This window comes from Streptomyces sp. Q6 (assembly GCF_036967205.1).
GTDB classification, from domain to species: Bacteria; Actinomycetota; Actinomycetes; order Streptomycetales; family Streptomycetaceae; genus Streptomyces; species Streptomyces citrinus.
The window spans coordinates 7,874,064-7,893,579 of sequence record NZ_CP146022.1 but is presented as its reverse complement, the minus strand read 5'-3'; the positions used below and the strand labels follow the sequence as shown (position 1 = coordinate 7,893,579).

The following is a 19,516-nucleotide window of genomic DNA, read 5'->3' as shown; positions in this document are numbered from 1 at the left end:
CCGATGGGTGCCGCCCCGCTCGTGCGCGCGCAGGTGATCAGCGTCCGGCGAGGAGTTCCAGGGTGTCGATCACGCGGTTCGAGAAGCCCCACTCGTTGTCGTACCAGGCGACGACCTTGATGTGGCGGCCGTCGACGCGGGTCAGCTCCGAGTCGAAGATCGACGACGCCGGGTTGCCGGTGATGTCGGAGGAGACGAGCGCGTCCTGCGAGTACTCCAGGATGCCCTTGAGGGGGCCGTCGGCGGCGGCGCGGTAGGCGGCCAGGACCTCCTCGCGGCTCACGTCGCGGGCGACCGTCGTGTTCAGCTCGACGATCGAGCCGACGGGGACCGGTACGCGGATGGAGTCACCGGAGAGCTTGCCGTCCAGGCCCGGCAGGACCTTGCCGATCGCCTTGGCCGCGCCGGTGGTGGTCGGCACGATGTTGATGGCGGCGTTGCGGGCGCGGCGCGGGTCGCGGTGCGGCCCGTCCTGGAGGTTCTGCTCCTGCGTGTAGGCGTGCACCGTGGTCATGAAACCGTGCTCGATCCCGGCGAGTTCGTCGAGGACGGCGGCCAGCGGCGCGAGCGCGTTGGTGGTGCAGGAGGCGTTCGACACGATGGTGTGCGCGGCCGGGTCGTACGCCTCGGTGTTGACCCCGTAGGCGAGCGTGACGTCGGCGCCGTCGGACGGCGCGCCGACCAGGACCTTGCGCGCACCCGCGTCGATGTGGGCCTGCGCGGCCTTCGCCGAGGTGAAGCGGCCGGTGGCCTCCAGGACGAGGTCGACGCCGAGTTCGGCCCAGGGCAGCTTCGCGGGCTCACGCTCGGCGAGGACCTTGATCCGGTGGCCGTCGACGACGAGGGTGTCGCCGTCGACCGAGACGGGGCGGCCGAGGCGGCCGGCCGTGGAGTCGAAGGCCAGCAGCCGGGCGAGGGCGGCGGGTTCGGTGAGGTCGTTGACGGCCACGATCTCCAGGCCGCTGTCGCGCTCGAGCAGGGCGCGCAGCACGTTGCGTCCGATGCGGCCGAATCCGTTGATGGCGATGCGAGTCATGAGTGGTGTCCCTTCCGTTCGCCCCTCCAGGCTCGCGCGCCGCGGCGGCCGTCGACAGTGGCGCGATCGCCACGATCCGCAAGGATCGCGACACCCCCGCGGAGGAGCGCTATTCGCCCTGGGCGAAGGTGCGTCGGTACTCGCTGGGGGTGGTCCCGAGGATGCGCTGGAAGTGGAGGCGCAGGTTCGCCCCGGTGCCGAGACCGACGTCGGCCGCGATCTGCTCGACGCCGCGCTCCGACCGCTCCAGGAGTTCGCGGGCCATGTCGACGCGGGCCCGCATCACCCACTGCATCGGCGTGTAGCCGGTCTCTTTGACGAACCGTCGGGAGAAGGTGCGCGCGGACACCGCCGCGTGCTGGGCGAGGATCTCCAGGGTGAGGGGTTCGCCGAGCCGGTGCAGGGCCCATTCGCGGGTGGCCGCGAACCGTTCGCCGAGCGGTTCGGGCACGCTGCGCGGCACGTACTGGGCCTGGCCGCCGCTGCGGTAGGGCGCCGCGACGAGGCGCCGGGCCGCGTGGTTGGAGGCGGCGACGCCGAGGTCGCCGCGCAGGATGTGCAGGCACAGGTCGATGCCGGAGGCGGCGCCGGCCGACGTCAGGACGCTGCCCTCGTCGACGAACAGGACGTTCTCGTCGACCTGGATGTGCGGGTGCCGCGCGGCGAGGGCGCGGGTGTAGTGCCAGTGCGTCGTGGCGCGGCGGCCGTCGAGCAGGCCGGTCGCGGCGAGGGCGAAGGCGCCGGTCGAGATGGCGGCGAGGCGCGCACCCCGGTCGTGGGCGGCGACCAGCGCGTCGACGACGGGCTTCGGCGGGTCCTCGCGGTCCGGGAAGCGGTATCCGGGGATGAAGACGATCTCCGCCCACTCCAGCGCTTCCAGGCCGTGCGCGACGGCGTACGAGAGTCCGTCCCCGCCGGTCACGAGCCCGGCGGCCGCGCCGCACACCCGCACCTCGTACGGCATGCTCGCGCGGGTCGTGAACACCTGCGCGGGGATGCCGACATCGAGCGGCTTGGCCCCTTCGAGCACGAGGACGGCGACGCGGCGCAGGCGAGAGTCGGACACGCGCACGAGCCTACGCGGGCGCCTCTCAGGGCGTGTCCCCCCGCCACACCAGCCGGGCACGGCCCGCTCCCCGGCGGCCGGCCCGTACAGCGCCCGGCCGCCCGCGCCGAACGCGCCGAGCTCCGTGGGCAGCGCGATCTCCCCCGGCGGGTCCGTGTCGGCCGCCTCGGTGACGTCGAGCAGCAGGCCGTCGAGCGGGCCGCCCACCAGTTCCGCGTAGCGGCGCCCGGGGCGCGGGGCCGCGTCGTCGTGATCGGCGCCGTAGACCCTGCCCTGCAAGAACTCCTGTTCATCCATGGGTGCAGCCTGGCAGCCGCCACTGACAGCGGGCCGCGCATGACCCCACATGCCCTGGGTACGCGACCCGCTTCCGACCGCTACGACGACCGCGGCCGGATCGCGACGAGAGCGAGGCTGAATCCCCATGGACATCAACGGAACCCCGGTCCCCGACCCGTCGGGCGACACGCCCTCGACCGCTCAGCGGGCGCTGAGCGCGCTGGCCGAGAACACCGGCGACCAGAACGCGCTCGACACCCTGGCGGGCAGCGAGGTGCTCGTACCCGTACCGGACGAGGCCGCCGACGAGCAGGGTCCCGACGCTCCGGGTCTTGCGCTGCCGGTGATCGAGCAGCCGGGCGGCGAGCAGGTCGTGCCGGTGTTCACGTCCGAGCTGCGGATGACGGCTCTGCTGCCCTTCATCTCGCAGTGCCGCCCGGTGCCGCTGGGCGCGCTGGCGGCGGGCTGGCCCGCGGATCTGTCCCTGACCATCGACGCGGGCTCGCCCGACGCCCTGACGCTCAGCGGCGACGGCGTCCGGTCCCTGTTGGCCCGCTCCTAGCGCACTCCGGGAGCCCCGGGCGGACCGTGCCGTCGGCGGCGCGCGTCATGGCCGATCGTGGCTTTGCGCGCGAGACGGCGTAAAGATTCCGAGGATCTTGCGTTTGCCCGGGGCTCAGAGTGTTACTCCGACACCGTGGACGGCCGACCCTCGAAGCGGCGGGTTCGGCAGTGAGCCCGCCCTCCGCTCCTCGGTCGCCCGGGGAGCGGAGCCCACAGCGCAGAAGTGGTCAGAACCGCCGGGGCGCGGCGTGCGCCACCTCGGCCCCGCGCAGGACGAACTGGCGCTCCAGCTCACCGCGGACGCCGTCGTCCAGCTCGCCGGTCCTGGCCCACTCGATGAGCTGTCCCGCGACCGAGCGCAGCCGGGTGTTGCTCCGCATGGAGACCTCGCGCAGCACGTCCCACGCCTCGGCGGGAGGGATCCGGCCCACGGCGGCGACGACGCCCATCGCCTGGTCGATCTCGGCATGGGAGTGCACAGCCCGCTTCAGCTGCTCGACCTGGTTCTCCAGCTCGACGACTCGCGCCGCGTCGTCCCCCACGGGCGACGCCTGACGGCGAGATGTCGCGGGTACCACTGTCCACCTCCGCGGAACGGGTTCGGGTTCTTCACAGCGTCTCTGCCCTGTCTCACCCGTGCAACACACTCCGTGGCCAGGATGCTTCCGTATCTTGGCCGAAGGAGGTCGTCAGGCTCCCGTGCTCTCCCGCACGATCAGCTCGTGCCCGACCACGTGGTCCTGGAGCGGCCCCGCCGACGACTCCTCGACGCGGTCGAGCAGCAGCGCCACGGCGGCGCGGGCGATCTCCCGCTTGTCCGGGGCGATCGTCGTCAGGCTGGGGACGCTGAACCGGGATGCCTCGATGTCGTCGAAGCCGACCACGTCCAGGTCGCCGGGGACGCGCAGCTTCCGTTCGTGCAGGGAGCGCAGCGAGCCGAGCGCAAGGTGGTCGTTGAGGCACAGCAGGGCGTCGGGGCGCGGGCCCTCGTCCATGAGCGCGGCGGCCGCCCGCGCGCCGTCCCTCCAGTGGTACGCGTCCACGGGGACCACGAGGTCGCCGTCGAAGGGCACGCCGGCCTCCTTCAGCGCCTCGCGGTAGCCCTCGGTGCGCAGCCGGTCGGTGCCCTGGCGGCCTCGTACGCTGCCGCCGACGACGGCGATCCGGCGGCGCCCCCGCGAGAGCAGGTGCCGGGTGGCCTCGCGCGCGGCCGCGACGTTGTCGATGGCCACGTGGTCGGTGCTGCCCTCGGCGGGGCGCTCGCCGAGCAGGACCACGGGCAACCGGCGGTCACGGGTGGCCAGGTCGCGGGGGTGGAGGGCGAGCGGGCTGAGGATCACCCCGTCGGTGAACTGGGCGTCGAAGCCGTGCAGCGCGGCGAGTTCCCGCTCGCGTACGCCACCGGTCTGGTGCAGCAGGACGGTCTGCCCGCGCCGGTCGGCCTCCGTCATGACGTGCTTGGCCAGCTCGGAGAAGTAGGCGACGTCGAGTTCCGGCACGGCGAGGGTGATCATGCCGGTGCGGCCCTGCCGGAGCTGACGTCCCGCCATGTTGACGCGGTAGCCGAGGGCGTCGATCGCCTCCTGCACCGCCTCGCGGGTGCGGTCGGAGACGTGCTCGAAGTTGTTGATCACGTTGGAGACGGTCTTGGGCGAGACACCCGCGTACTCCGCCACGTCCTTGATCCTGGGTCTGGCCGCCACGCTGTTCATTCCTTCCGTCTGCCGTCTGTGATCGTACCCAGCGTCACGAATCGGTTTCGGGCCGGATCCTTGACCGTCCCAGGGATTTACATCGATGTAATCGTCATGGTGCCATGAGCCTCGCGCCGACCGGGAAGCCCCGCGCCCCGGCTCGGACGCCCATGATCACGCGCAGCGTCGACACGCGAGGAGCACCATGCCCGTCCCGCCCCCTCCGGCTCAGCCCCGACCCGAGTACCCCCGGCCGCAGTTCGCCCGCGAGGCCTGGCTGAATCTCAACGGCGAGTGGGAGTTCGAGATCGACCGCGCCGACACCGGTCTGGAGCGCGGCCTGCGCGAGCGCGCGCTGGCCGACCGGATCACCGTGCCGTTCTGCCCCGAGTCACAGCTCTCGGGGATCGGCGAGACGGACTTCCTGGAGGCCGTCTGGTACCGGCGGACCGTGACGGTTCCGGCCGACTGGACGGACGCCCGGGTGCTGCTGCACTTCGGCGCCGTGGACCACGACACGACCGTGTGGGCGGACGGCGTCGAGGTGGCACGGCACCGCGGCGGGTTCACCCCGTTCACCGCCGACCTCGGTGACGTGGCGGTGCCGGGGCGGGAGTTGACGATCGTGGTACGGGCCCGCGACAGCCGGCACGGCCCGCAGGCGCGCGGCAAGCAGGCCACCTGGTACGCCAACTCGCACTGCCACTACACCCGCACGACGGGCATCTGGCAGACGGTGTGGCTGGAGCCGGTGCCGCGCACGGTGGCCCTGAAGCGGCCGCGCGTCACGCCCGACCTGGCCTCCGGCTCGTTCTTCCTGGAGCTGCCGCTGACCGGCAGCGCCGCCGGACACCGGGTGCGCGCCACGCTCGGCGACGCGCGGGGCACCGTGGCGACCGCCGAGGCGCGCGCCGACCTCGACCTCGTGCCCCGGCTCGCGCTCACCGTGCCCGAGGACCGGCTGCGGGTGTGGTCGCCGGACGACCCGCACCTGTACGACCTCGTGCTCGAGGTCGTCGGCGCGGACGGCGAAGCGGTGGACCGGGTGACGTCCTACGCGGGGCTGCGCGCGGTGTCGATCGACGGGAAGCGGTTCCTGCTGAACGGCGAGCCGGTCTTCCAGCGGCTCGTGCTCGACCAGGGCTACTACCCCGACGGCCTGATGACCGCGCCGAGCGACGCCGACCTCGTCCGGGACATCGAACTCGGCCTGGCCGCGGGCTTCAACGGCGCCCGGCTGCACCAGAAGGTCTTCGAGGAGCGCTACCTCTACCACGCGGACCGGCTCGGCTACCTGGTGTGGGGCGAGTTCGGCGACTGGGGCTGCGAGGTCGGCGTGCGCGACGACAACCAGCGCCCCGACGCCTCGTACGTCACCCAGTGGCTGGAGGCGGTCGAGCGGGACTACTCGCACCCGTCGGTCATCGGCTGGTGCCCGCTCAACGAGACGTACCAGACGCTGCACGACCGCATCACGCAGCTCGACGACGTCACCCGGGCCATGTTCCTCGCGACCAAGCAGGCCGACGGCACCCGGCCCGTCATCGACGCGTCGGGCTACGCGCACCGCGTCCCGGAGACGGACGTGTACGACGCGCACTGCTACGAGCAGGACCCGACGGCGTTCGCGAAGACGATGCGCGGACTCGCCGAGGACAGGCCGTTCGTCAACTCGGGCCCCGAGGGCCGCGCTTGGTCGGTGCCCTACCGCGGACAGCCCTACTTCTGCAGCGAGTTCGGCGGCATCTGGTGGGATCCGCGGGCGGCGGCCGACGTCGCGGGGTCCGAGCGGGACGAGTCGTGGGGCTACGGCGAACGGCCGCGCACCGAGGCGGAGTTCGTCGAGCGGTTCACCGGTCTCACCGGCGTGCTGCTCGACGACCCGGACATGTTCGGCTACTGCTACACGCAGCTCACGGACGTCTTCCAGGAACGCAACGGCGTCTACCGCTTCGACCGCGGCGAGAAGGCCGACACCGCGCTGCTGCGCGCCGCCCAGCTCCGCCCCGCGGCGTTCGAGACACCGCGCCAGCCCTGATCCGTCCTCCCTCCCCGTCCCGCCTGCCCATTACATCGATGTACGAAGGAGCACCATGACCGGCACACCTGTCCCCGTCGGTCGCCCCGCGCTCACCCGGCGTCGCGCGCTGACGGCCGCGCTCGCGGCCGGCGCCTCGGTCCTCGGCGCCGGCGCGCTGAGCGGCTGCGGCAGCGCGCCGGCGGCCGACGAGTCGACCGTCCGTCTGTGGGACCCGTTCAGCGGGGCCGACGGCGGCCTGTTCGACGACATGGCGCGCACGGCGCGGCCCGACATGCCGGGCACCCGTATCGAACGCACCGTCCTGGAGTGGGGCACCCCGTACTACACGAAGCTCGCCATGGCCTCGGCCGGCGGGCGCGGCCCCGACGTCGCGATCGCGCACATGTCGCGCCTCGCCGGGTACGCGCCCACGGGGCTGGTGGACCCGTGGGACCTGGACCTGCTGGCCGAGTTCGGCGTGCGGCAGGGCGACTACGCGGACGCGGTGTGGTCCCGTACCCGGTACAAGGACGCCACGTACGCCGTCCCGCTCGACACCCACCCGTTCATCGTGTTCTTCCACCCGGAGCCGGTGAAGAAGGCCGGGCTGCTCACGAAGGACGGCACGCTCGACGCGGACGCGTTCTCCTCCCCGAAACGCTTCCTCGCGGCGAGCCGTGAGCTGGCGAAAGCCTCGGGCAGGCAGGGCATCGCCTTCGGGTACGCCAACGACACGGCGCAGGGCTGGCGGCTGTTCTACGGCCTGTACCGGCAGACCGGCGGGGCGTTCACGCTACCGCCGGGCGGACCCGCCGAGGTCGATCCGGACCGGATGGCCGAAGTCATCGCGTTCATGGCCGAGTTGGTCGGTGACCGGGCGAACCCGAAGCGGCTCGACTACCCCGCCGGGATCGCCTCGTTCACCAACCGGCAGACGGCGATGATCCTGTCCGGCGAGTGGGAGCTCGGCACCTTCAGGGCGGCGGACAAGGACGTGGGCGCCGCGCCGATGCCGACCGTGTTCGGGACACCGGCGGTGTACGCGGACTCGCACTCGTTCGTGCTGCCGCACCGCGATCACCCCGACGAGGAGCACCGCCGCCGCACGCACCGGACGGTGGCGGCGCTCCTGAAGGCCGGTCAGATCTGGGCGGGCGCGGGACACATCCCCGCGTACGGGCCGATCACCCGCACCCGCGCGTACGCCGGCCTGCTGCCGCAGGCGCACTACAAGTCGGCGCAGGACCATGTCGTGCTCGACCCGTCGGTCTGGTTCGCGGGCGCGGGTTCCGACTTCCAGAACGCCATGTCGCAGGTGCTCCAGCAGGCCCTCCTCAACGGTCTGTCCCCGGACCGTGCGGCGCGCGCGATGGTGCGGCGCCTCGACACCTTCCTCGCCAAGCCAAGCCCGGCCTGACCGGCCGCACACCTCGCAGGAGGCACGACGATGTCCTCTCCCCTCGCCCGGCCCCGGGCCCTGGCGGTACGGCGGCTGTTCTCCCCCGGCCTGCTGTTCGCGCTGCCGTTCCTCGCGCTGTTCGCCGTCTTCATGCTCTGGCCGCTGGGCCAGGGGCTGTGGATGAGCGTGACCGACGCGTCCCTGTCGGCGCACGCCCCGTCCTTCATCGGCGCCGACAACTTCACCGAGGCGTTCAAGGACGCCGAGATGTGGCGGGCACTCGGCCACACGGTCTGGTTCACCGCGATCTCGACGGTCCCGCTCGTCGTCGTGGCGCTCGGCATGGCGCTGCTCGTGCACACCGGGCTGCCCGGCCAGTGGGTGTGGCGGCTGGCGTTCTTCGCGCCGTACCTGCTGCCCGTCGGCGTCGTCGGACTGCTGTGGCTGTGGCTCTACCAGCCCGACCTGGGCCTGTACAACCACCTTCTCGACAAGCTCGGGCTCGGTCGACTCGCCTGGCTGAGCGACGAGTCGGTGGCCATGTGGGCGATCGCCCTGACGACCCTGTGGTGGACGGTCGGCTTCAACTTCCTGCTCTACCTCGCCGCGCTCCAGTCGATCCCCGACCCTCTCTACGAGGCGGCGGCCATCGACGGCGCGGGGGCCTGGCGGCGCCTGTGGTCGATCACGCTGCCCCAGCTGAGCCGGATCACGCTCGTCATCACGGTGCTCCAGATCCTGGCGTCCCTGAAGGTCTTCGACCAGGTGTACCTGCTCACCAAGGGCGGTCCGAACAACTCGACGCGGCCGGTCGTCGAGTACGTCTACGACGTCGGGTTCACCGGCTACCGGCTCGGCTACGCGTCGGCGATCAGCTACATCTTCTTCGCTCTCGTCGTCCTCGCCTCCGCCGTCCAGTTCGCCGTACTCCGCCGCCGGGAGAAGTGACCATGACCTCCACCGAAGCCCCCGCACGTCCCACTCCTCCGCGCACCGGTGCGCGCACCGTCCGCCCGTCCGGGCCGCCGCGGCGCCCGCACCGGTCGCGGACGAATCTGACGCTCGGCGAGAGCCGCACCGCCCGGGTGCTCGCCCTGGCCGTGCTCGCGGTCGCCGCCCTGGTGTGGCTCCTCCCGATGGCGTGGGCCGTGTTGACGGCGTTCAAGTCCGAGCAGGACGCGAGCAATCCGCTGAGGTGGGTGTGGCCCGAGCACGGGTTCACGCTCCAGGGGTTCCGCAGCGTGTGGGAGCGCGGCGACCTGCCGCTGTGGATGCTCAACAGCCTGCTCATCTCGGCGGCCGTCACCGTGATCACCGTGCTGGTGTCGGCGATGGCGGGCTACGCGTTCTCGCGCACGGTGTTCGCCGGCCGGCGCGGTCTGTTCGCCCTCACGATCGCGGCCGTCCTGGTGCCGCCGCAGATCCTGATCGTGCCGTGGTTCCAGCAGATGCTGACGCTGCACCTGCTGGACACGTACTGGGCGGTGATCCTCCCGCAGACGGTGGCGCCGGTGATGGTCTTCATCCTGAAGAAGCACTTCGACTCCCTGCCGCGGGAGTTGGAGGAGGCGGCGCGGATCGACGGCGCCGGGCACTGGCGGATCTTCTGGTCGGTGCTGCTCCCGCTGTCGCGCCCGATGCTCGCCGCCGTGGCGATCTTCGTGTTCATCGGGGCGTGGAACAACTTCCTGTGGCCGTTCGTGTCCACGTCCGACCCGGCCCTGATGACGCTGCCCGTCGGCATCACGTCGGTGAAGGACGCGTACGGCGTCCAGTACGCCCAGACGATGTCGTCGGCCGTGCTCGCCGCGCTGCCGCTCGTCGTCGTGTTCGTCTTCTTCCAGCGGCACATCGTCAAGTCCGTCGCGACGACGGGCCTCGGCGGCCAGTGATCCCGCCCTCTATTACATCGATGTAAGGAGCTGGTCGTGCGCACGCGTCCCCGTTCAGCCCTGCTCGCCGCGCTGTTCGCTCTGCTCGTCGGTCTCGTCGCGGCGCCGCAGGCCGCCGCCGAGAGACCCGCGGCGGTCGCGGCGGGCACCTTCCGCAATCCGCTGAACTCCGGCCCCGATCCGTTCCTGGCGTACGCGAACGGGGCCTACCACCTGACCACCACGCAGGGCGACAGCATCACGATGTGGCGCTCGCCGTCCCTGGGCACGCTGCTGGACGCCGACCCGATCACGGTGTGGACCGACACCGACGCGTCCCGCGACCAGCACATCTGGGCCCCGGAGTTCTACCGCTTCGGCGGCCGCTGGTACCTCTACTGCACCGCCGACGACGGCACCGACGACCACCACCGCCTGTACGTCCTGGAGTCGGAGCGCGACGACCCGGCGGGGCCGTACCATTTCAAGGCGAAGCTGGTTCCACCCCACCACGCCGCCGACTTCGCGATCGACCCCGGCATCCTCCAGCACGACGGCCGGCTCTACCTCGCCTACAGCGGCATCAACCCGTACCAGCACAACGGCCTGAACATCGCGCCGATGTCGAACCCGTACACCGTCTCCGGCGACGCGGTCGCGATCGACGCGGCGGGCGGGTGCCCCGAGGTCCGCGAGGGCCCGGAGTTCCTGAACCGCAACGGCCGTACGTGGATGACGTACTCGACCTGTGACACCGGCAAGCCCGACTACCAGGTGTGGATGATGTCCCTGGCGAACGGCGCGGACCCGCTCGTGCCCGGCAACTGGAAGCAGCACGCGGGGCCCGTCTTCTCCCGCGCCGACGACCGCGGTGTCTTCGGCCCCGGGCACCACGCCTTCTTCACCTCCCCCGACGGCACGGAGGACTGGCTGATCTACCACGCGAAGACGACGTCGGCGTACACGTACACCAACCGCACCACCCGGGCCCAGAAGATCTCCTGGAACGCGGACGGCAGCCCGGACCTGGGCACTCCGCTCGCGCTGGGCGCGACCCAGAACCTGCCCTCGGGCGACCCCGGTTCGGGCCCTGACTGGATCAACGACGACGGTCGCTCCAGCGGCTCCGGCACCCTCGCGTACACGGGCACCTGGAACTCCGGCACCGGGTGCGGCACGCAGTGCTTCTGGGGCGACGACCACTGGAGCGACCGGGCGGGCGACACCGCGACGTTCACCTTCACCGGGACGCGGATCGCGCTCCTGTCCGTACGGGACACGGGCAACGGCATCGCGGCGATCAGCGTCGACGGCGGTCCCGAGCAGCGCGTCGACTTCTACGGCGCGATCCGCACCGGCGAGACCGTCCAGTACCTCAGCCCACGCCTGCCGAGCGGCCGGCACACGTTGCGGGTCCGAGTGACCGGGGAGCACGACGCCTCGTCCGGGGCGTCGTTCGTGAGCGTGGACCGGGCGGAGGTCTACACGGACTGACGGGCCGCGGTCACCGCCACCGTCGTGTACGGCAGCGTGAACGCGCCGCCGACCGCGTCGATGGCGGCGCCCGTCCCCTCCAGGAGACGGGCGAGCTGCTCCGGGGTGTACCGGCTCGCCTCGCCGCTGGTGCGGATCTCCTCCAGCCAGGCGTCGCGGGTGCAGTGCCGCCGCCACGCGACGCGCCACTCCTCGGGCTCCTCGAAGGCGCCGGTGTCGCGGACCGCGCCGGACACCGTGCCGAAGATGGTTCCGTACGCGTCGAGGACCGAGCGCGACCAGGGGTTGCGCGGGGCGTCGGGCAACGCGCGCGCGTAGGCGGCGGCGAAGGCGTCCGCGAGGCCGAGCTCCGGTCGGACGGTGTTCCAGAACAGGGCGAGCCGGCCGCCGGGGCGCAGCACCTCGGCGGCCTTCGCCGCACCCGCCACCGGGTCGACCCAGTGCCAGGTCTGCCCGGCGACGACCGCGTCGAAGGTGCGGCCCCGCGCGCCCCAGGTCTCGAACGGCGCGACCTCCACGGCCAGTCCGCTCCCCGGGCGAAGGCGGCCATGCGCGGGTCGACGTCGACACCGAGCACCGTGCACCCCGCCGCCCGGAAGTGGCGGGCGACGATGCCGGTGCCGCAGCCGACGTCGAGCACGTCGGGTCCCGGCGCCGCGGCGGCGATCCGCTCGATCAGGGCGTCGGGGTAGCGCGGGCGGGTGCGGTCGTAGCGGGCGGGGTCGGCGCCGAAGGACTCCGCCATCTCACGGGACTTGTGCGGTTCGTTCGCCTCGGGGATGGGGTGAGTGGGCATGCGCCCACTCTAGTGGGCACTTGCCCACTCGTCTACGGTTGCCCCAGTCGACGAAGGAGACGTGCAGGTGCCGACGGGTGTGGCCATTCAGGATGTGCGCGCGCAGCTCTTCGACGCGGCCGAGCGCGTCCTGCTGCGGGACGGGGCCGAGGCGCTGACGAGCCGGGCCGTCACCACCGAGGCGGGCTGCGCCAAGGGCGTGCTGCACCGGCACTTCGCCGACTTCGACACCTTCCTCGCCGAGCTCGTCCTGGACCGGGTGGGCCGGATCGCGGAGCGGGCCGCCGCGCTGCGCTCGGCCGCCGGTTCGGGGAGCGTGGTCGCGCACCTCACCGACGCCCTGATGGGCCTGTTCAGCCCGGTCGCCGTGTCGATGGTCGGCCTCATCACCTTCCGCGACGCGCTGCGGGCCCGGCTGCGCGCGGCCGGACAGCCGGGCATCCCGGTCCTGACGCAGGCGGCGGCGATGATCACCGACTACCTCGGCAGGGAACGGGAGTTGGGGCGGATCGCGGCGGACGCCGACGTCGACACCCTCGCGCTCACACTGATCGGCACGGGCCATCTGCTGTTCGCGGGCCGCGACGAGGGCCCGCCGGGGACCGCGGACGTGTGCAAGGTCGTCACGTCGGTCGTCACCGGCGTCCTCACGGAGAGCTAGAGCCCGTCTGCGGACCAGGCCGTGCCCCGCTGGGCACAGGCGATCGACCGGACAACCGTTTGAGGGGTTCGGGGCGGTGACCGTCACCGCGGTACCGACACCGAAGTTGAGGTCCGTGACGCACCCCGACCCGACTGCGGGAGTGCGTCTCGGCGGCGGTCACGACACTGTGCGGGTGTGTTCGACGTGACCGCCGCCTTCGACCTTCGGCAGCACGGGCGCGGGCCCCCTCCGGTGGGAGGGGCCCGCGCCGTTCCTGTCCGTGCCGAGATCAGCCGCGTACGGACTCCAGCTCGCGCTCGTCCTGCGCGGGCGGCGCGGCGGCGAGGTTCTGCTGGAGCTTCTCGCCCTCGACGTCGACGTTCGGCAGCGCCTTGTCGAGCCAGCGGGGCAGCCACCAGGCCGACTTGCCGAGCAGCGCCATGACCGCGGGGACGAGCGCCATGCGCACGACCCAGGCGTCGAAGAGGACCGCGACGGCGAGTCCGAAGCCCATCATCTTGATCATGTCGTTGTTCTCCATGATGAAGCCGGAGAAGACGCTCATCATGATGATCGCGGCGGCGCCGACGACCCGGCCGCCGTGCTTGAAGCCGGTCACGATGGCCTCGCCGGGGCGCGCCCCGTGCACGTAGGCCTCTCGCATGCGGGTGACGAGGAAGACCTCGTAGTCCATGGCGAGGCCGAAGACCACACCGATCATGAAGATCGGCATCATCGACATGATCGGGCCCGGCTGGTCGACGCCGAAGACGTCCGCGAGCCAGCCCCACTGGAAGACCGCGACCACGGCGCCGAGCGCCGCCGCCACCGACAGGAGGAAGCCGAGCGCGGCCTTGAGCGGGACCAGGATCGAGCGGAAGACGAGCATCAGGAGGAGGAAGGCCAGACCGACCACCAGCAGCAGATACGGGACGAGCGCGTCGTTCAGGGTCTGCGAGAAGTCGATCGTCATGGCCGTCTGACCGGTGACCAGGACCTCGGTGTCGGTGTCCGCGCCGAGGGTCCTCGCCTCGCCGCGGATCGTCTTGACGATGCCCTCGGTCTTGTGGTCGCTGGGTCCCGAGGTCGGCACGACGGTCATGATGGCGGTGTCACCGGCCGGGTTGACCTGCGCCGGAGCGACCGCGGCCACGCCCTCGACCTTGCGCAGCGACGTGGCGACCGTCTTCGCGGCGGCCTCGGCGCCCTTGCCGTCGACCGTGACCATCAGCGGGCCGTTGAAGCCGGCGCCGAACGACTCGGACAGCATGTCGTACGCCTTGCGCTGGGTGCTGTCCGGCGCCGAGGTGCCCTCGTCGGGCAGACCGAGTTCCAGGCCGGCGGCCGGGACGGCGATCGCGCCGAGGCCGAGGACGCCGACGACGAGCACCGCGAGCGGGCGGCGCAGCACGAAGCGGGACCAGCGGGTGCCGAGGTTCGGCTTGCCCTCCGGCGCGGCCTGCTGCGCGGCGGACTTCTTGCGGTCCTTGCGGCGCAGCACCTTCTTGCCGGCGAAGCCGAGCAACGCCGGGATCATGGTGAGCGCGATGACCACGGCGATGGCGACGGTCGCCGCGGCGGCCAGGCCCATCTTCGTGAGGATCGGGATGTTGACGACGGAGAGGCCGGTGAGGGCGACGATGACGGTGAGGCCCGCGAAGACGACCGCGGAGCCCGCGGTGCCGGTGGCGCGACCCGCGGCCTCCTCCGGTTCACGACCCTCGGCGATCTCCGCGCGGTAGCGGGAGACGATGAACAGGGCGTAGTCGATGCCGACCGCGAGGCCGATCATCGACGCCAGCGTGGACGTGGTGCTGGACAGGTTCAGGACGCTGCCGAGCGCCGCGATGCCGGAGACGCCGATGCCGACGCCGATGATGGCGGTCAGCAGCGGCATGCCCGCCGCGATCATCGAGCCGAAGGTGATGACGAGGACGACCGCCGAGATGGCGATGCCGATCATCTCGGCGCTGCCGCCCATCTCCTGCTCGGCCTCGACGGCGTCGCCGCCGGTCTCGACGGTGAAGCCGTCGGCGCGCGCGTCGTCGGTGGCCTTCGTCAGGGCTTCGTGCGCCTCGTCGGACAGCTCGGTGCCGGCGACCTTGTAGGTGACGGACGCGTAGGCGGTGGTGCCGTCCTTGCTGACGGCGTTCGCCTTGTACGGGTCGGCGACCGAGGCGACCTCGGGGCCGTCGCCGAGCACGGTGACCAGCTTCTTGACGTCGGTCTTCTGCGCCGGGTCCGTGAGCTTCTCGCCCTCGGGGGCACGTATGACGACGCGGGCGGTGGCGCCCTCGGCGCTGGCCGCGGGGAACTTCTGGTCGAGGAGGTCGAAGGCCTTCTGCGACTCCGTGCCCGGCATGGAGAAGGAGTCGGCGGGCGGGGCCGGCGCGGCCGACGACGCGTAGCCGATCCCACCGAGCAGCAGCACCCACAGCAGGGCCACATAGCGGCGGCGCCGGAAGGACAGCCGCCCGAGTTTGTAGAGGAACGTAGCCACGGCGAAAGGGGCTCCCGTCGGGGTCGAAGGCAGGATCGACCGCCCGGCGGTGCGTCGTCGCACGTCAGGGAGGTCGGCAGGATCGTTCCTCTATGGTCTCCGGTCTCCAGGGTCCACAGGTCAGCCTGAGAGCCGGACTCCGCGCCCGTGTCTGATGTAGTCGACGGCACGGAGTGTCATACCTGGGGAGGAGCCGTACGAGATACGTGTAGACCCCCGGGTGGAAGGACCACCCGGGGGTCGCTCAGGGGTTACCCGAGGTCAGAGCCGCACGCCGGCTGCTTGGTCACCGCGGCGGAGCGTGCCGTGACGGTGACGGCGGCCGGCGTCGTCATCAGCGCGCCGGAGGAGGACGTCGTCCTCGCTCTCGTGCGGGGCACGGGGTCCCTGTCCCGTGCGACGCGGACGGCGGCCGGGGCCGGATCAGCTGGTCCGGAGGGTTCAGGCCGCCTGGCCCGGGTCGGTCAGCTCGTCGAGCCGAGAGTCGGTGGACTGGTGGGCCGCCTTGGCCGTGCCCAGTCCTTCGAACGCCGACCGGCGCTCCGTGATCTCCGCGGCCTCCGCCCTGATGCCGGCGCCGGCGACGTCCGTACCGCTCGACGGGTTCGTTCTCCACCTGCCGCTGCGCCGGTGACATCCCGTCGCGCGAGATCGGCTGCCGCGACCGCTCCAGCGCGTACTCCTCACGGCCTGCTCTCCGAAGGCTGAACGGGCTTCCTTCGGCATGGGCCATCGGTGCGCTGCCCGCGAGTTCACCTCCCGTACCGGCCCGGGACACCCGCCGCACCCTTCGCCCTCACACCAAGATCACAGGATGCCCTGGACATGTTCCCGACACGAAGGAGCCCGTACGTGGCCGCTCACCGGACTCCCCTGCTCGCCCTCGCGACGGCCGTCGCCGCGCTCGCCGTGACGGCCGCGGCACCGGTGCGGGCCGCCGCGCCGCTGCCGGCCGTCACCCCGCGCGCGGAGACGCCCGCGCTGCACGACGACACGGCGGGCGGCGACGCCGACGCCGACGACCCGGCCATCTGGCGCGACGCCGCCGACCCCGACCGCAGCCTCGTCATCGCCACGGCGAAGCAGGGCGGTCTGCGCGTGTACGACCTCGACGCCCGGGAGGTGCAGTCGCTCCCCGCGCCCGCCGCGCCGGGACCGGACGACGCGCCGGGCCGGTTCAACAACGTCGACCTGGTGCACAGCGCGCGCCTCTCCGACCTCGCGGTCACCAGCGACCGCGGCAGCGACCGGCTGCGCGTCTACCGGATCGACCGCGACCGCGCCGGCGGGCCGCTCACGGACGTCACCGACCCGAAGGCGCCCAGGATCTTCTCCGCGTCGCAGGACGAGGTGAACGAGCAGCGCACGGCGTACGGGCTCGCCACCTGGACCGACCCGAGGTCGGGCCGCTCGTTCGCGATCGTCAGCCGGCGCGAGCGCACGCGCTTGGCGGTCCTGGAGCTCACGGCCCGCGCGGACGGCACGGTCGGCTACACGAAGGTCCGCACCCTGGACCTGCCCGCCGGCTTCCGTCTCCCCAACGGCACGTCGTGGACGCCGTGCAACGAACCCGGGGAACTCCCCCAGATCGAGGGCATGGTGGTCGACCCGGCGACCGGCACCCTGTACGCGGGCCAGGAGGACATCGGCATCTGGCGGCTGCGCGCCGACCTCACCGGGAAGCCCCAACTGGTCGACAAGGTCAAGGAGTTCGGCGTTCCCGGCACGTACGACGAGACCACGGAGGAATGCGTGGCGGGCGCCGACCCCGGCTACGGCGGCACGCGCCTCACGGCCGACGTCGAGGGCCTGACCCTGGTCACCGAGAAGGACGGCGACGGCCTGCTGCTCGCCTCCAGCCAGGGCGACGACACGTTCGCCGCGTACGACCGCGAGATCGACGACGACAACGAGTACGAGGGCGGCTTCCGGATCACCCCGGCCTCGGCGACGCTCGACGGCTCCGAGGAGTGCGACGGCGCCGCCGCCCTGAACGAGCCGCTCGGCCGCCGCTACCCGAACGGCCTGTTGGTCGTGCAGGACGGGCACGACGCGCCGGGCGACCCCGACCGCCCGTCCACGAACTTCAAGTTCGTCGACCTCGGCAAGGTCACCTCGGCGATCGACGACTGACGGGGCCGGTGGGCGGCTCGCCCCACGGCGCCTCCAGCGCGGCCCGCAGTGCGGCGACCGCGTCCGCGCCGATGCGCTCGGCGAGCCGCGCCTCCAGCCGGTCGAGGGCGCGGCGGGCCCGGTCGTGGGCGTGCCGCCCCTCGGCGGTGCGGCGGATCAGCCGCTGCCGGGCCGACGCCGGGTCCGGCACCTGCTCCAGGAGCCCGGCGGCGACCAGCGCGTGCACGGCCTGGTGCACGGTCTGCCGGGTGACGCCCATGCGCCGGGCCAGCTCCGAGACGGTGGTGCCGTCCTTGTCGAGCGCGGCGAACAGCTGCACCTGCGGCGGTGTCACCGCCGGCACGCCGCCGCCCGCCAGATCGGCGAGCAGCCCCTCCTCGAACCAGCGCCGGGCCTCGCCCAGGAGCTGCGGCAGATCGCGTCGCGTCTCGGTCATGCATCCCTCGCAGTACAGCCGCCGCTCGCACGGCACTTGCCCGTCCCCCGTTCCGCGTGTCAGGGTACCTGACGTACATCGTCAGGCAGCCTGACAAAGCGAGGGTGAACAGTCATGACCATGGAGTACGCGACCCGGTGGCGCGCCGCCTCCCGGATTCCGGCCGAACCCGACAAGCCGTACGTCATCGAGAAGGGTGAGGGCGACCGGGCGCACCTCTTCGGAGACCTGATCACCGTCTACGCGGGCGGCGAGCAGACCGAGAACGCCTTCAACTTCTTCACCGTGGAGGGCCCGAAGGGCGACATCATCCCGGCCCATGTGCACGCGGAGACGTACGAGGTGTTCTACGTGACGCAGGGCGCCGTGCGGCTGTTCGTGGAGGACCTGGAGGGCGAGCAGATCGAGCGGGTGCTGACGCCCGGCGACTTCGGGTTCGTACCGAAGAACTGCCCGCACGCCTACCGCATGGAGCGCCATCACAGCCAGGTCGTCGGCGTCGCCGCCGGGCCCGGCGGGACCTTCGAGCGGTTCTTCGAGACGCTCGGCACTCCGGCGGAGGGGCTCGGCCTGCCGGTCGAGCCGTTCGTGCCCGAGCCGCGCAAGTTCGGTGTGGTGCCGCGCGAGTACGACGTGCGGTTCCTGCCCGACCACCAGTGGCGGACGTCGTGACGCCGGGCGGGCTGCGGGAGCTGATCCCGGCCCCGCATCCGGATGTGGCGCCGCTGCCGCCCGCGACCGCGCGCCCCTGCGGGGTGCGGACGCTGCGCGGTGTCCCGTACGCGGAGCCGGCGGGTGTCCGGCCGCTGGAGCTCGACCTGTGGCTGCCCGCGGACGCGCCCGGCGCCGCCCGCCCGCTGGTGCTGTTCGTGCACGGCGGGGCGTGGCGGCGCGGCCGACGCGACGACATGGGGCCGCATACCCGGGCGTGGGAGCCGGGGCCGTTCGAGCGGCTCGCCGCGGCGGGGATCGCGGTGGCCTGCGTCGACTACCGGCTGAGCGGCGAGGCACTCTTCCCCGCGCAGCTGGACGATCTGCGGGCCGCGCTGCGCTGGCTGACCCTGCGGGCGGCCGAGGTCGGCGTCGATCCCGAACGCGTCGTCGTGTGGGGCGAGTCGGCGGGCGGGCACCTGGCGTCGCTGCTCGCGCTGGCACGGGGCGGGCCACGGCTCGCGGGGGCCGTCGTCTGGTACGGGCCCGCCGATCTGACGACGCCGCGACCGCCGTTCGACCCGGCCGACCCGGCGACGCCGGAGGCCCTGCTGCTGGGCGCCGCGCCCGCGGACGTGCCCGAACGCGCCGTCGCCGCGAGCCCGTCGCGGCAGGCGCACGCGGACGCGCCGCCGTTCTTCGTCGTGCACGGCGAGGCCGACACGATGGTGGCGCACACGCACGGCCGCGATCTGGCGGCGGCACTGCGCGCGGCGGGCGCGCCGGTGGAGCTGCGGACGGTGCCGGGGGCCGACCACGGCTGGCACGGAGCGGACGGTACCCAGGTGCGGGAGATCTTCGACGCGTCCCTGGGATTCGTGCGCCGGGTCGGCTGACCCCTTTGCGGGGCGGCGCTGAGCTGGCACATTGGGTG

Annotated in this window: 17 protein-coding genes and 1 pseudogene; 11 read left to right on the top strand and 7 right to left on the bottom strand. The window is 72.5% G+C overall.

All coding sequences use genetic code 11. The features are described from left to right. Positions 1-37: 37 nt before the first annotated feature. A complete protein-coding gene (gene gap / locus V2W30_RS36190; protein ID WP_338702827.1) occupies positions 38-1,036 on the bottom strand; it encodes a type I glyceraldehyde-3-phosphate dehydrogenase in 999 nt (332 codons plus the stop codon). 109 nt (positions 1,037-1,145) lie between these two features. Further along, positions 1,146-2,102 (bottom strand): GlxA family transcriptional regulator, encoded by a 957-nt coding sequence (locus tag V2W30_RS36185; protein ID WP_338703893.1) that lies wholly within the window; start codon positions 2,100-2,102, stop codon positions 1,146-1,148. 424 nt (positions 2,103-2,526) lie between these two features. On the opposite strand from V2W30_RS36185, the gene V2W30_RS36180 reads away from it, so the two are divergent. Continuing rightward, positions 2,527-2,943, top strand: a complete 417-nt coding sequence (locus V2W30_RS36180) for an SseB family protein (protein WP_338702826.1) — start codon at positions 2,527-2,529, stop codon at positions 2,941-2,943. A 229-nt stretch (positions 2,944-3,172) separates the two neighbouring features. On the opposite strand, the gene V2W30_RS36175 is transcribed toward V2W30_RS36180, so the two are convergent. Both V2W30_RS36175 and V2W30_RS36170 read right to left on the bottom strand, forming a co-directional pair. Next, on the bottom strand, positions 3,173-3,487 hold the full coding sequence (locus tag V2W30_RS36175; protein WP_338702825.1) for an ANTAR domain-containing protein: 315 nt from the start codon (positions 3,485-3,487) through the stop codon (positions 3,173-3,175). Between the two features lie 147 nt (positions 3,488-3,634). After that, positions 3,635-4,657 (bottom strand): LacI family DNA-binding transcriptional regulator, encoded by a 1,023-nt coding sequence (locus V2W30_RS36170; protein ID WP_338702824.1) that lies wholly within the window; start codon positions 4,655-4,657, stop codon positions 3,635-3,637. A 187-nt stretch (positions 4,658-4,844) separates the two neighbouring features. Here V2W30_RS36170 and V2W30_RS36165 point away from each other — a divergent pair, with 187 nt between their 5' ends. The 5 genes from V2W30_RS36165 to V2W30_RS36145 are packed head-to-tail and all read left to right on the top strand — an operon-like array spanning position 4,845 to position 11,423. Beyond that, complete coding sequence (locus V2W30_RS36165; RefSeq protein ID WP_338702823.1) at positions 4,845-6,677, top strand: glycoside hydrolase family 2 protein; 1,833 nt, start codon at positions 4,845-4,847, stop codon at positions 6,675-6,677. Positions 6,678-6,732: 55 nt separating this feature from the next. Further along, positions 6,733-8,076 (top strand): extracellular solute-binding protein, encoded by a 1,344-nt coding sequence (locus V2W30_RS36160; RefSeq protein WP_338702822.1) that lies wholly within the window; start codon positions 6,733-6,735, stop codon positions 8,074-8,076. 30 nt (positions 8,077-8,106) lie between these two features. After that, the gene (locus tag V2W30_RS36155; protein WP_338702821.1) at positions 8,107-9,006 is read left to right on the top strand and encodes a sugar ABC transporter permease; all 900 of its coding nucleotides are present in this window, start codon (positions 8,107-8,109) and stop codon (positions 9,004-9,006) included. 2 nt (positions 9,007-9,008) lie between these two features. After that, the gene (locus tag V2W30_RS36150) at positions 9,009-9,950 is read left to right on the top strand and encodes a carbohydrate ABC transporter permease (RefSeq protein ID WP_338702820.1); all 942 of its coding nucleotides are present in this window, start codon (positions 9,009-9,011) and stop codon (positions 9,948-9,950) included. A gap of 36 nt (positions 9,951-9,986) precedes the next feature. Beyond that, positions 9,987-11,423, top strand: a complete 1,437-nt coding sequence (locus V2W30_RS36145; RefSeq protein ID WP_338702819.1) for a family 43 glycosylhydrolase — start codon at positions 9,987-9,989, stop codon at positions 11,421-11,423. Here V2W30_RS36145 and V2W30_RS36140 read toward each other — a convergent pair. After that, positions 11,411-12,168 (bottom strand): annotated as a pseudogene (locus V2W30_RS36140) (class I SAM-dependent methyltransferase). The gene V2W30_RS36145 and the pseudogene V2W30_RS36140 overlap by 13 nt on opposite strands. A 130-nt stretch (positions 12,169-12,298) precedes the next feature. Here V2W30_RS36140 and V2W30_RS36135 point away from each other — a divergent pair. Further along, positions 12,299-12,880, top strand: a complete 582-nt coding sequence (locus tag V2W30_RS36135) for a TetR/AcrR family transcriptional regulator (protein ID WP_338702818.1) — start codon at positions 12,299-12,301, stop codon at positions 12,878-12,880. A 271-nt stretch (positions 12,881-13,151) separates the two neighbouring features. Here V2W30_RS36135 and V2W30_RS36130 read toward each other — a convergent pair whose 3' ends face one another. Then, a complete protein-coding gene (locus V2W30_RS36130) occupies positions 13,152-15,362 on the bottom strand; it encodes an MMPL family transporter (RefSeq protein ID WP_338702817.1) in 2,211 nt (736 codons plus the stop codon). A 511-nt stretch (positions 15,363-15,873) separates the two neighbouring features. Here V2W30_RS36130 and V2W30_RS36125 point away from each other — a divergent pair. Then, positions 15,874-15,996, top strand: coding sequence for a hypothetical protein (locus V2W30_RS36125; protein WP_338702816.1), 123 nt, complete (start codon positions 15,874-15,876; stop codon positions 15,994-15,996). Between the two features lie 191 nt (positions 15,997-16,187). After that, positions 16,188-17,495, top strand: a complete 1,308-nt coding sequence (locus V2W30_RS36120; protein ID WP_425244639.1) for a phytase — start codon at positions 16,188-16,190, stop codon at positions 17,493-17,495. On the opposite strand, the gene V2W30_RS36115 is transcribed toward V2W30_RS36120, so the two are convergent. Continuing rightward, entirely contained in the window at positions 17,473-17,931 is a 459-nt protein-coding gene (locus tag V2W30_RS36115; protein ID WP_338702814.1) for a MarR family winged helix-turn-helix transcriptional regulator, read from the bottom strand. The genes V2W30_RS36120 and V2W30_RS36115 overlap by 23 nt on opposite strands. Positions 17,932-18,045: 114 nt before the next feature. Here V2W30_RS36115 and V2W30_RS36110 point away from each other — a divergent pair, with 114 nt between their 5' ends. Next, the gene (locus V2W30_RS36110) at positions 18,046-18,603 is read left to right on the top strand and encodes a quercetin 2,3-dioxygenase (RefSeq protein ID WP_338702813.1); all 558 of its coding nucleotides are present in this window, start codon (positions 18,046-18,048) and stop codon (positions 18,601-18,603) included. Beyond that, complete coding sequence (locus tag V2W30_RS36105; protein WP_338702812.1) at positions 18,588-19,478, top strand: alpha/beta hydrolase; 891 nt, start codon at positions 18,588-18,590, stop codon at positions 19,476-19,478. The genes V2W30_RS36110 and V2W30_RS36105 overlap by 16 nt, the downstream gene beginning before the upstream one ends. Positions 19,479-19,516 lie beyond the last annotated feature (38 nt).

What these genes read in the sequence shown, in the direction of transcription:
- gap (WP_338702827.1), bottom strand. Translation starts at nt 1,036, where the DNA reads ATGACTCGCATCGCCATCAACGGATTCGGCCGCATCGGACGCAACGTG.
- V2W30_RS36180 (WP_338702826.1), top strand. Translation starts at nt 2,527, where the DNA reads ATGGACATCAACGGAACCCCGGTCCCCGACCCGTCGGGCGACACGCCC.
- V2W30_RS36170 (WP_338702824.1), bottom strand. Translation starts at nt 4,657, where the DNA reads ATGAACAGCGTGGCGGCCAGACCCAGGATCAAGGACGTGGCGGAGTAC.
- V2W30_RS36165 (WP_338702823.1), top strand. Translation starts at nt 4,845, where the DNA reads ATGCCCGTCCCGCCCCCTCCGGCTCAGCCCCGACCCGAGTACCCCCGG.
- V2W30_RS36160 (WP_338702822.1), top strand. Translation starts at nt 6,733, where the DNA reads ATGACCGGCACACCTGTCCCCGTCGGTCGCCCCGCGCTCACCCGGCGT.
- V2W30_RS36155 (WP_338702821.1), top strand. Translation starts at nt 8,107, where the DNA reads ATGTCCTCTCCCCTCGCCCGGCCCCGGGCCCTGGCGGTACGGCGGCTG.
- V2W30_RS36150 (WP_338702820.1), top strand. Translation starts at nt 9,009, where the DNA reads ATGACCTCCACCGAAGCCCCCGCACGTCCCACTCCTCCGCGCACCGGT.
- V2W30_RS36120 (WP_425244639.1), top strand. Translation starts at nt 16,188, where the DNA reads ATGTTCCCGACACGAAGGAGCCCGTACGTGGCCGCTCACCGGACTCCC.
- V2W30_RS36115 (WP_338702814.1), bottom strand. Translation starts at nt 17,931, where the DNA reads ATGACCGAGACGCGACGCGATCTGCCGCAGCTCCTGGGCGAGGCCCGG.
- V2W30_RS36110 (WP_338702813.1), top strand. Translation starts at nt 18,046, where the DNA reads ATGACCATGGAGTACGCGACCCGGTGGCGCGCCGCCTCCCGGATTCCG.